Genomic DNA, 11,898 nt, shown 5'->3' with positions numbered 1-11,898 from the left:
CGATCCCGGCAACCGCGACGAGATCGCCCTGACGGGCCGACTCGACCGGGATCCGAGTGAGGTGCTCGGTCAGGAAGAGCTCGGCGATCTTCGCCCGCGTCACGCTGCCGTCGCGCTTGCACCATGCGACGGATTCGCCCTTCTTGATCGTGCCCTCCATCACCCGGAGCAGAGCGAGGCGCCCGAGGTAGGGCGAGGCATCGAGGTTGGTCACCCACGCCTGGAGCGGAGCGCCCTCGTGGTACGTCGGTGCCGGGATCGAGTCGAGGAGGACCTCGCCGAGCGTCGTGAGGTCGCTGCGCTCGCGCTCCCCTGCGACGATCGCCTTCGCCTCGTCGAGATCCTGCGTCGACCAACCGTCACGGCCGGAGCAGTACACGATCGGGAACTCGATGTGGTGATCCTCGGCGCCGAGGTCGAAGAACAGTTCGTAGACCTCGTCGACGACCTCCTCGACGCGTGCGTCCGGACGGTCGATCTTGTTCACCGCGAGGATCACGGGAAGATGTCGGGCCAGTGCCTTGCGCAGAACGAAACGCGTCTGCGGCAGCGGACCTTCGGCCGCGTCGACCAGCAGGACGATGCCATCGACCATCGTGAGTGCGCGCTCGACCTCGCCTCCGAAGTCGGCGTGGCCCGGGGTGTCGACGATGTTCAGCGTGACGTCGGTGTCGGAGCGCTTGTCACGCCAGACCAGCGAGGTGTTCTTGGCGAGGATCGTGATCCCCTTCTCCCGCTCGAGGTCGCCCGAGTCCATGACCCGCTCGGCGACGTCCTCGTTCGCACGGAATGCGCCCGACTGGTGCAGCATCGAGTCGACGAGCGTGGTCTTCCCATGGTCGACGTGCGCCACGATGGCGAGGTTGCGCAGATCGTCGCGCTTGCAGAGGGTGTCCGAAGAAGTCACGCATCGACGCTATCGGCGCGCGACACCCCTGCGTGGGAGCCTCCCGTCACTGTTCACACCAAGTTCGCACAGCGTGGATCGACGGCGGTGTGTGTCAACGGGGGTCTGACCCCGGCCGACCTCAGCCGACGCGGCGGTCCATGCCTTCCCAATACGGCTCGCGCAGATCCTTCTTGAGGATCTTGCCAGTGGGGTTGCGTGGCAGTGCTTCGACCCAGTCGACGCTGGTCGGGCACTTGAACACGGCCAGTTGGGTCCGGGCGTAGGCGATGATGTCCGCCGCAGTGTCCTCGTCGGCCGAAGCGCCCTCCGCGACGACCACGACGGCCTTGGCGGTTTCGCCCCACTTCTCGTGCGGCACCCCGATCACCGCGACGTCGGCGATCGCGTCGTGCTTCATCAAGACGTTCTCGACCTCGGCCGGGTAGACGTTCTCGCCGCCCGACACGATCATGTCCTTGACCCGGTCGTGGATAAACAGGTAACCGTCCTCGTCGAGGTATCCGGCATCGCCGGACTTGAACCAGCCGTCCTCGGTGACGCTGTTCGCGGTCTCCTCGGGCATGTTCCAGTAGCCCTTCATCACCTGAGGCGAACGGATCCAGATCTCGCCCACCTCACCTGCCGGCAGCGCGGACTCACCGTCGTCACCGACGATCCGCAGCTCGACGCCGGGCCCGGCGACACCACACGACCGCAGCCGATGCTTGTTCGGCCCGGTCGGGTCGTGATCCTCCGGCGGCAGGTTGACGACGGCACCCGTGGTCTCGGTCAGCCCGTAGGCCTGCCAGAACTTGCACGGCTTGAACATCTCGACGCACTTCGCGAGCACGTCCTCGCTGATCGGCGACGCGCCGTACACGAACACCTTGAGGCTCGAGTAGTCGGCCTCCTCCACACCGGGGACCATCAGCATGAACTGCAGGACCGCGGGGACGAGGAACGCATGGGTGATTCCCTCCTTCTCGATCAGCTCGATCAATGCGGCGGGATCGAGCTCGCGGAAGATGACGGACGTGCAGCCCTCGTACATTCCCGCCGTCGCCCATCCTCCGCCACCGATGTGGAAGAGCGGCATCGCCGTCAAGTTGATCGAGTCGCCGTCGAGTTCCCAGATGTCCTTCGCCAGCGGAAGCAGGCTGAAGAAGTTCGTGTTCGACAGCATCACGCCCTTCGGTCGGCCCGTCGTGCCCGACGAGTACAGCTGGAACGCGGTTCCATCAGGACCGGACTCGATCCCGGGATCCTCGGGCTCGAACCGGGCGATCCAGTCCTCGTAGGCCTCGTGATTCGCGTGTCCACCGCCGATGACGACGAACTTCCGGACCTTCGGAAGCTGATCGGCGATCTCGTCGAGGATCGGAGCGAAGTCGGGTCCGACCACGAGCACCTTTGCCTCGGAGTCATCGACGATGTACTGCACCTCGGGCGCGGCGAGACGCCAGTTCACATCGACGGCGACGGCGTTCAACATCGCCGATCCGAAGAACACCTCGAAGTGCTCGATGCCGTTCTTGTCGAGGAACGCGACGCGATCGTCGGCGCCGACACCCGCATCGCTCAGCGCCTGCGCCATCCGCGACGAGCTCTCCAGCAACTCGCTCCACGACATCCGCCGGTCGTCGAGAACGAGCGCCGTGTGGTCGGGACGGTTCCGCCCGTGCACCCGAACGATGCCGGCGACATTGTTGATCTGATTCTCGGTCATGACGTGACCGTAGTCACCGTACGAACGCGAGGCATGAACGCCCTGCTCACGCTGCCCCGTGGTGAGCCCCGATACTACGATCGCCGACGTGGCCGACCCCTCGCCGTTTCCTCCGCCACCCCCTCCGAGCCCCGAGACCTCCGGGGGTCGGGGGCGAGTGCTGCTGGCGATCGTCGCCGTCCTCGCGGTGATCGCATCCGTCGTTCTCGCTGCGCTCTGGCTGGACGCGACCAGCGACCGTGACGAGGCACGCGACGAACTCGACAACACGTCGGCGGCGCTGACCGATGCCGAGGCCGAACTCGACTCCGCCCAAGCCGACGGGGATGCAGCCGCGGCGGACCTCGACGCGACCGGCAGCGAGGTCGACACGCTGAGTTCCGAGGTCGATTCGCTCACGTCGGAGGTGGATTCACTCACGTCCGAGGTCGACGAGTTGACGGGCGAGAACGATTCGCTTCGTGCCGATCTGGCGACCGCGGAGGAAAGTCTCGCGGCCGCCGAGGAGGATCTCGCCGCCGCCACATCCACCACCACCAGCACCACCACGACCACCACCATCACTCCGGAAGCGACCACCACGACGACGTCCACCATTCCGGCGACACCGGACGAGATCGGCATCCGGCTGGGTTCGCTGTATCGCGTCAACGTCCTGGGCGAAGGCCAACGCCGGTGCCTCGGCGAGGCGGTGCTCGACGACCTCGGCCCCGAGCAGCTGGGCGAGATCCTCGACCTCGAGGACCGCGAAGCGCGCGACAACGATGACCTCGTCGAAGCGATCGAGAACGCTGCGCCGACCTGCAGCATCGATCCGAGCGCGATCTTCGGCTGACTCCGCAGACCGGCTCCGGATTCCCCCGGCTGTCCGCTCCGCCCGCGGCGATAGCGTGGTCAGCCGTGTCTGCTCAGGTGTTGAACGAAGCGGAACGTCGGCGGACGTTCGCGATCATCTCGCACCCTGACGCGGGCAAAACGACCTTGACCGAGAAGTTCCTGCTCTACGCGGGTGCGATCCAGTCGGGTGGTGCGGTCAAGGCCCGCGAGGACCGCCGATCGGCCACCTCGGACTGGATGGACATGGAGCAGAAGCGCGGGATCTCGATCACGTCGACCGCGCTCAACTTTCCGTACCGGGGTCACGAACTCAACCTGCTCGACACGCCCGGCCACCGCGACTTCTCCGAGGACACCTACCGGGTGCTCTCCGCCGTCGATGCCGTGGTGATGGTGCTCGACGCGGCGAAGGGCATCGAGCCTCAGACGCTGAAGCTGTTCGAGGTGTGCCGTTCGCGCGAGCTTCCGGTGCTCACGTTCCTCAACAAGCTCGACCGCCCCGGCCTCGAACCGTTGGAGCTGCTCGACCAGATCGAGGAACAGATCGGGTTGCGTCCCACGCCGGCGACGTGGCCGGTCGGTTCGTACGGTGACCTCCGCGGCGTACTCGATCGCCGGACCGACGTGTTCACCCGCTTCACCCGCACCGCTCGCGGCAGCCAGATCGCTCCCGAGGAGGACGTCCCCGTCGACCGCGCCGCGAGCGAGGAAGGCGCCGCCTGGGAGAAGTGCGCCGAGGAGTCCGAACTGCTCGAGGCGATGGACGCGAACGTCGACCTGGAATCCTTCCTCGCCGGCCAGTCGACACCCGTGTTCGCCGGCTCGGCACTCACCAACTTCGGTGTCCGCCACCTGCTCGACGCGATCGTGGACCTGGCGCCGCCGCCCACACCGCGGAGCGATATCGACGGCAAGCCCCGCCACCTCGACGAGCCGTGTTCGGCATTCGTGTTCAAGGTGCAGGCGAACATGGATCGCAACCACCGCGACCGCATCGCCTTCGCCCGCATCTGCTCCGGCAAGTTCGACCGCGGCATGGTGATGACCTGCGAGCGCACCGGCAAGCCGTTCGCCACCAAGTACGCATCGACGGTCTTCGGGGCGGAGCGCACGACGATCGACGAAGCCTTCCCGGGCGATGTCGTCGGACTGGTCAACGCGACCGGGCTGAACATCGGTGACACGCTCTTCGACGAAACGGGCCCGCCGGTCGAGTTCGCCAAGCTGCCGCAATTCGCTCCCGAGGTCTTCGCCACTGCTCGCCCCCAGGACTCGGGCAAGGTCAAACAATTCCGCAAGGGGCTCGATCAACTCGGTGAGGAGGGCGTCGTCCAGGTGCTGCGCGACCCCGACTGGGGCGAAGCCTCACCGGTGCTCGCCGCCGTCGGCCAACTGCAGTTCGACGTGTTCGCGAACCGTCTCGATGTCGAGTTCAACGCTCCGATCGAGCTGTCGGGCTCACCGTTCCAGGCGATCCGCCTCACCGATGCCGACACGGCGACCGTGCTGCGCGAGAAGCCGGGTGTTCGCATCCTGCAGCGCACCGATGGCGCCTTGGTCGCCCTGTTCGAGAACAAGTACGCCCTCCAGCGCATCGAACAGAACGAACCCGAGCTGACGCTCGACCAGATCGTCGCCTGATCACCCGGGCGCCTTCCACCTGAACTCCTCCCGGACGCGCAGGTGACCCGCCCCGGGGGGAGGGACGGGTCACCGGATCGGGAATCGGTTGGTCAGGCTCGGCGGGTACCGAGCACTGCGTCGATCGTCTGCGTCTCTCCGGCCCGCTCGACGTCGATGGTGATCTCGTCGCCCGGATCGCCGACGGCGATGACCTCGCCGATCGCGTCGGGCGATTCGATGTCGTCACCGTTGATCGCCGTGATCAGGTCGCCAGGTCGCAGACCCGCCATCTCGGCTGCCGAACCGACGTTCACCTCGACGACGACGGCGCCGGTCGCACCTTCGTCGAGCCCGAGCTGAGCGGCGAGTTCCGGCGTGACCGGCGACGAGCTGATGCCGAGGAACGGCTTGAGGATCGGTTCGCCGGTCGACAACGCATCGAGGATCTCGCGTGCCGGGTCAGCGGCGATCGCGAACCCGATGTTCTGCGCGCTCGGTGAGCCGGCCGAGTTGATCCCGACGACCTTGCCGTCGAGGGTGAACAGCGGACCACCCGAGTTGCCGGGGTTGATCGCGGCGTCGGTCTGGATCAGCGCGCTGAGCTGCTCGCCGGTGTTGGTGACGATCGAACGGTCGAGCGCCGACACGATGCCATCGGTGGCCGTGGCGCTCCCGTCGAGACCGAGCGAGTTGCCGATCGCGACGACCCGCTGGCCGACTTCGAGATCGGCGGACGATCCGAACTCGACCGGGACGAGGTCGGTGCGCTCGACCTCGATGACGGCGAGATCGTCGCTGCCGGACGTGCCGAGCACGGTCGCCGACTCCTCCGAGCCGTCCGAGAACTGGACCGTGACGGTCACGGCATCGCCCACGACGTGAGCATTCGTGGCGATCAGGCCGTCGGCGGACAAGACGAATCCCGTGCCGGTGCCCGTACCGAGCGAGGTGGCCGCATCGATGCGAACCACGCTCGGGAGGGCGGTCTCGACGAGGTCGGAGATGTCGGTCGATGTGGTCGTGACGGGCTGATCCAGCGACGTCGGTTCGACATCGGGCGCCGCGACAACAGCCGGCGCCGCGTCGGGAACCGTGGCCCGGCCCGCGACGGCGCCACCGACGGTTCCACCGACCACGGCGACCGCGGCGAGCGCAACCGCTGTCCCCACGCCGATCCGACGCTTGTTGGTCTTGGCGGGCGGCTCCGGCGGCGGCTGCAACGCAGGATGTGTCATGGGCTGCGGGGCGGTGGGCGTGTCCCACCACTCCTGCGGCGGCTGCTGCGGGGAGGGCCGTGGTGGGCCGGATGGGGCGGTGTAGTCAGGCACGTCGAGGGATTCCTTTCGAATGAAGTACGGACGATCCTGGCGAAGGAGGGCTGAAGAGATCCTGAACCTGGCTGAAGACGCCTTCAGGAACGACGCAATGCTCAGAGTTCACGAACGACCGGCGATGGCAGACTGACGCCGATGAGGCTGTTGGTCGTCGAGGACGAGGTGAAACTGGCGAACTCGCTGCACGACGGCTTGACGGCGGACGGATTCGCCGTCGATGTCGCGAACGACGGCAACGACGGGCTGTGGATGGCGACCACACACACCTACGACGCGATCGTGCTCGACATCATGTTGCCGGGCGTGAACGGCTTCGTCATCTGCCGCACACTTCGCGAGCAGGACATCTGGACCCCGATTCTCATGCTCACCGCCAAGGACGGCGACCTCGATGAAGCCGAAGCGCTCGACACCGGCGCCGACGACTATCTCCGCAAGCCGTTCTCCCACGTGGTGCTCGTCGCACGGATCCGTTCGCTGCTGCGACGCGGCGCCGACGTCCGGCCGACGATCCTGACCGCGGGCGATCTGGTCCTCGATCCGGGACGTCGGTCGTGTCGACGCGCTGACACCCCGATCGAACTCACCGCCCGCGAGTTCGCCGTGCTCGAGTACCTGATGAGCAACGCCGGATCGGTCCTGTCGAAGCAGGACATCCTCGACCACGTCTGGGACGTCGACTTCGCGGGCGACGCGAACATCGTCGAGGTGTACGTCGGGCACCTTCGCAAGAAGATCGACGAACCGTTCGGCACCGCGTCGATCGAAACGGTTCGCGGCGCCGGGTACCGCCTACGCGAGGGCGGCGAGTGAACCGCCGGGCCAAGTTGACCTCGTCGGTCCGCGGGCGCACGACGATCTTCGTCGCGCTGCTCTTCGCGATCACCCTCGTCGTCTCTGGTTTCGCGCTGCACTCGATCCTCCGCCGCACGATGATCGACAACGTCGACACATCGCTCGAGTTGCGCGCCGCCGACCTCGGAGCGCTCGCGGTCAGCGGCGTCGCCCCACGCGACATCACCATCCCCGACGACGGGACCTCGTTCGCTCAGATGATCCTCGACGGTGAGGTGATCGCGTCGAGTACGAACGTGCGCGGACAGCCCCCGATCGACATGGTGACCGACACGTCGCAGATCACCGTTCGCCAGACATCGGGAGACGCCGAGGACTTCCGGATCCTGGTGACCGAGCAGGGCACCCGGGCCGGACCGGTCACCATCGCGGTCGGGACCACTCTCGCCGACCTCGAACGCACGCTCCGGGTCACCGTCTGGGCGCTGCTCATCAGCGGCGCGGCGCTCACCGCGCTCGCCGGCGCGGCGACATGGGTCGTGGTCGGGCGAGCACTCCGACCGGTCGACTCGATGCGTGCCGAAGTCGCCGAGATCAGCGTGACCGACCTCGACCGTCGGGTCTCCCAACCGACGACCGACGACGAGATCCGCATGTTGGCCGACACGATGAACGAGATGCTGGGGCGCCTCGAAGCGGGCACACGCGCGCAGCGCGATTTCGTGTCGGCGGCATCGCACGAGTTGCGGACGCCGATCGCCGTGGTCCGCCACGCCCTCGACGTCGCGCGTGCCGCCGAGTCACCGAACTGGAACGACGTGTCCACCAACGTGCTCGAGGAGAACGATCGGATGGAACGTCTCGTCGACGATCTCCTCGTGATCGCGCGGACCGACGGCGGAACCGAGGGGCGTGACGCCTGGACGCTCGTCGACCTCGATGACATCGCACTCGACGAGGTCGGCCGACTTCCGACGACCACGACGATCGATCTCGCGGAAGTCTCCGCGGGCCAGGTGCGCGGCGACCCCGAGCAACTGCGCCGAGTCGTGCGCAACCTGCTCGACAACGCGCAGCGCCATGCCGAGACCGCGGTGGCCATCGAGGTCGCCAGTTCCGATGGTGTCGTCGTGATGGCGATCGACGACGACGGGCCGGGGATCGCCGCCGCCGACCGCGATCGCGTCTTCGAGCGGTTCGTCCGTCTCGACGACTCACGCTCGCGACGCGACGGAGGTTTCGGCCTCGGTCTGTCGATCGTCGGCGATCTCGTGCGCCGTCACGACGGGACGGTTTCCGTGTCGACGAGTCGGCGTCTCGGTGGTGCCCGCATCACGGTGACGCTCCCCGATGCCCGCCACGACGCCACCGACTGAACCGCCGGAGCGACCGGCGTGCTACGACGCGCGGACCAATTCGATGAACGTCCGCCCCTGGTTCAGCGGGACGGCGGCTCCCGTCGTCGCGTCGGTGAACGAGAACGGGTCGTACGGCAGAGCGCGACTCCACTCCGCTTCGATCGCCACGCCGTCGCGATGGATCACGGCTCGACCGGACCCGACCGTGACCGGGTTCGGCGACCGAGCATCGACGGGCGACGGCGGATGCGCGGTGTACAACTCGACGACGTTGCTCATCGCGATCGGATTCCCCGACGTCGCCTGGTGCGGTTGCCCGTTCTGGAACCTGACGTAGACGTTGTATCCGGGGACCCACTCCCACGTCACCAAGACACCGTCCATCTGGATGTCGAACGTCGAGTCGGCGGTCGCGCCGACGCCGGTTGCCGGCTCCCAGTCCCCGTCGATCGACCACAGGTGGCGTGCGGGCCCGGGCTCGGACGCAGTGTTCACCGCGCACTCCGGGTCGACGAGCAGATTGTGCGGCGCACCCCGGCTCGAGCTGCGTTCGTAACACGGGTTGCGGAGCGCCGTGAAGTCGACGAGCAGACGTGACTCGGCGGCCGATCCGATCCAGCGGGTGACGCCCGCGTTTCCGCCTGACCACACGAGCACCGGGCGATTCATCGCGGCGAACAGATCGAGATCACCGGTGCGCGCGGAACGGATCGGGCCGGCTCGATCGGGCAGTTCGGAGTGGAAGAGCCCGATGAATCGGGTCACGCCTTCGACGTTCTCCTCGATGATCGCGTCCGCTTCGTCGAGTCCCCACTGCGGACGGCCCCGAGCGTGGTTGTCGATCTTGGCGGCCAGGATCGGACGTCGGGTGATCTCGTCGCCTGCGGGGAGGCCGGTGAGCGCGGCGATGCCGTCGAGCGGCGGGAGGATGTCGTACGGAGGCCACACGGGGACGCCGTCGACCAGCACGGTCGTCGGAGGTGGAAGCGTCGTCGTGGTCGTCGCAGCGGTCGTCGGCGCCGGTGCAACGGTGGTCGATGACGGCGTCGACGTACTGGTGGTGCTGGTCGATGCCGGGATGGTCGTCGTCGTGGTCGTCGGCGACGTCGAGTCGACCGTTCCCAGATAGTCCGATCCGTCCCCTCCGGCAACGGTGAGGACCAGGCCGACCGTCAGGCCGACCGCGGCGAGTGAACCGGCGAGCACGCCGATCCTGCGACGCCGGTAGACGCTCGGGTCGAGCCGCACATTCGTGTCGGAGTTCTCAGCCACGGGTCGCGACGCTACTGATGCCCGTCACGGCGTCCGCGGACCTCGACACGATTCGATTTCCGGTCCAGCGCACCCACGACCCCGTGTCCGAGTGCCGACTTTCCCCGCCGTGTCACCGCACCGACGGAGGTCCACCGTGACCCACATCCACCACGACGCAGGTACCGACCGCGAGGCACCGAGGCAGGCGCGGCGGACGCGCCCGATTCCGCCGCCACCGCCCCGCCGCGCTCCCCCTCCGACGGTCGACCACACCACGGCGTCGGACGAGGCGGAGCCCGACCGATCGGCGCGGCTGATGATCAGGGCATGGATCGATCCCCTCGTCGACGAAACCGGCCACGATCCTCGGTCGAGATACGTCGAGACCTTCTGGTTGGGAGTTCTCGGGCCGACCGCGACCTGGCTGCTCCGCCGACTCGTCGGCGGGCTCGAGCAACATCCGGACGGCTACGAGATCGATCTCTGCCTCACCGCGCAGACGATGGGGATGTCCTACACGACCGGTCGGTCCTCACCGTTCTCCAAGGCGTTGCAGCGGTGCACGATGTTCGGGCTCGCCCACCAGACCAGCGACGGACTCGCGGTGCGGCGGCGGGTTCCCGCCGTTGCGTACCGGCACCTGCGCCGGATGCCCGACGCCGTCCAATCCGCGCACGACGCCTGGACGTCGACGACGGTGAACCTCGACGAGTTCAGCCGCGCCCACCGCCTGGCGCTCGCGATGCTGGAATCCGGTGACGACTCCACCCTCATCGAGCACCATCTGGTTGCACTCGGCGTCGGCGAGGTCGTCGCTGCCCAGGTCGCCGACAATGCCGGTCAGTTGTGATCGCGGGACAGGCCCGCGGTCAGGCGGTGGTCGGAGCCTCGAAGTTGCAGGCGAGATCGATCAGGAGACGGGTTCCGAATCCGGTCGCGCCCTTCGCGTAGATCCCTTGGTCGCCGTCGACCTTCATCGGCCCGGCGATGTCCAGGTGCGCGTACGGGACGTCGCCGGTGAACTCGGAGAGGAAGATCGATGCCGTGATCGTGCCGGCATACGGGCCGCCGATGTTCTTCATGTCGGCGACGACCGAGTCCAGCAGCTTGCGATACCGCTTCTTTTCCAGCGGCAGTTGCCAGGTGGGCTCATCGACCTTCTCGCTCGCCGCCTTGACGGTGTCGGTCCAGCCTTCGTTCGTACCCAGCAGTCCGGCGATGTCGGGTCCCAACGCTCCGAGGACCGCTCCGGTGAGCGTGGCGATGTCGACGATCGCGTCGGGCTCCTCCTCGACGGCGAGCGACAAACCGTCAGCGAGCACGAGGCGTCCCTCGGCGTCGGTGTTGTGGATCTCGACGGTCTTGCCGTTGCGCATCGTGAGCACGTCGCCGAGCTTCAGCGCCGAGCCGGACGGCATGTTGTCGGTGCACATCAAGAACGCGGTGACCTTCGTGCGACAGCCGAGCGCCTTCAGCGACGACATCGCCGACAACACGGCCGCTGCGCCCGACATGTCCATCTTCATCACCTGGTGAAAGGCATCGCTGCCCTTGATGCTGATGCCGCCGGAGTCGTACATGATCCCCTTGCCGACCATGGCGAGGTGGCCGGTTGCGTTGCGCGGTGCATAGGTGAGCTTGACCATTCGTGGCGGCTCGGTCGAGCCGCGGTTGACTCCGAGCATTCCGCCGCAGCCCATCGCCGCGAGATCGTCCTTGTCGAACACCTCGACCTCGAGCCCGGCATCGGGTCCGAGTTCGATCGCCTTCGCCGCGATGTCCTTCGCGTTGAGGTACGTCGGCGGCATGTTCGCGAGTTCACGAGCGAACGCTGCCGCTCCGGCGACCACGCGGCCGGTCTCGGCCCCGCGCTCGACAGCCTTCGCCCGCTTCGACTTCGCCACCACGGTCAGGTCGGCGAGCTTTGCGGCCGAGCTCTCGTCGTTCTTCAGTCCGACGTAGCGATAGGACGCGAGGAGCACGCCCTCGACGACCGCCTGGCCCGCTGCTTCGGCATCGACGCCATCGACGTCAGCGAGCGTGGTGGCGAGCCGCTCGAACTTCGACGCCGCTCGCGCGAAC

Annotated in this window: 10 protein-coding genes; 5 read left to right on the top strand and 5 right to left on the bottom strand. The window is 67.3% G+C overall.

What is annotated here, in order from left to right; all coding sequences use genetic code 11:
* Together ON45_RS13165 and ON45_RS13160 are read right to left on the bottom strand one after the other, a co-directional pair.
* Positions 1 to 907, bottom strand: a 907-nt coding sequence (locus ON45_RS13165; protein ID WP_040494451.1) for a GTP-binding protein, incomplete at its 3' end; no start/stop codon positions are given.
* Positions 908 to 1,028: 121 nt separating this feature from the next.
* A complete protein-coding gene (locus tag ON45_RS13160) occupies positions 1,029 to 2,615 on the bottom strand; it encodes a long-chain-fatty-acid--CoA ligase (protein ID WP_040494450.1) in 1,587 nt (528 codons plus the stop codon).
* 88 nt (positions 2,616 to 2,703) lie between these two features.
* Here ON45_RS13160 and ON45_RS13155 point away from each other — a divergent pair, with 88 nt between their 5' ends.
* On the top strand, positions 2,704 to 3,450 hold the full coding sequence (locus ON45_RS13155) for a hypothetical protein (protein WP_148288678.1): 747 nt from the start codon (positions 2,704 to 2,706) through the stop codon (positions 3,448 to 3,450).
* A gap of 65 nt (positions 3,451 to 3,515) precedes the next feature.
* Positions 3,516 to 5,093 (top strand): peptide chain release factor 3, encoded by a 1,578-nt coding sequence (locus ON45_RS13150; RefSeq protein ID WP_206537695.1) that lies wholly within the window; start codon positions 3,516 to 3,518, stop codon positions 5,091 to 5,093.
* A 92-nt stretch (positions 5,094 to 5,185) separates the two neighbouring features.
* Here the strand turns inward: ON45_RS13150 and ON45_RS13145 are convergent, their stop codons facing one another.
* On the bottom strand, positions 5,186 to 6,403 hold the full coding sequence (locus ON45_RS13145) for a S1C family serine protease (RefSeq protein WP_148288677.1): 1,218 nt from the start codon (positions 6,401 to 6,403) through the stop codon (positions 5,186 to 5,188).
* Positions 6,404 to 6,544: 141 nt separating this feature from the next.
* Here ON45_RS13145 and ON45_RS13140 point away from each other — a divergent pair, with 141 nt between their 5' ends.
* Positions 6,545 to 7,222: a response regulator transcription factor gene (locus tag ON45_RS13140; protein WP_040494447.1), complete on the top strand. Its 678-nt coding sequence runs from the start codon at positions 6,545 to 6,547 to the stop codon at positions 7,220 to 7,222.
* A complete protein-coding gene (locus tag ON45_RS13135; protein WP_051063023.1) occupies positions 7,219 to 8,580 on the top strand; it encodes a sensor histidine kinase in 1,362 nt (453 codons plus the stop codon). The genes ON45_RS13140 and ON45_RS13135 overlap by 4 nt, the downstream gene beginning before the upstream one ends.
* Positions 8,581 to 8,601: 21 nt before the next feature.
* Here the strand turns inward: ON45_RS13135 and ON45_RS13130 are convergent, their stop codons facing one another.
* Positions 8,602 to 9,834: a DUF3048 domain-containing protein gene (locus ON45_RS13130; RefSeq protein ID WP_040494446.1), complete on the bottom strand. Its 1,233-nt coding sequence runs from the start codon at positions 9,832 to 9,834 to the stop codon at positions 8,602 to 8,604.
* Positions 9,835 to 9,970: 136 nt separating this feature from the next.
* Between ON45_RS13130 and ON45_RS13125 the strand changes: the two genes are divergently transcribed.
* Complete coding sequence (locus ON45_RS13125) at positions 9,971 to 10,666, top strand: hypothetical protein (RefSeq protein ID WP_040494445.1); 696 nt, start codon at positions 9,971 to 9,973, stop codon at positions 10,664 to 10,666.
* A gap of 19 nt (positions 10,667 to 10,685) precedes the next feature.
* Here ON45_RS13125 and ON45_RS13120 read toward each other — a convergent pair.
* The coding region (locus tag ON45_RS13120) for a leucyl aminopeptidase family protein (RefSeq protein ID WP_040494444.1) at positions 10,686 to 11,898 on the bottom strand (1,213 nt) is incomplete at its 5' end.

Source organism: Ilumatobacter nonamiensis YM16-303 (assembly GCF_000350145.1).
Lineage (GTDB): Bacteria > Actinomycetota > Acidimicrobiia > Acidimicrobiales > Ilumatobacteraceae > Ilumatobacter_A > Ilumatobacter_A nonamiensis.
This window is presented reverse-complemented; position numbering and strand designations above follow the sequence as displayed.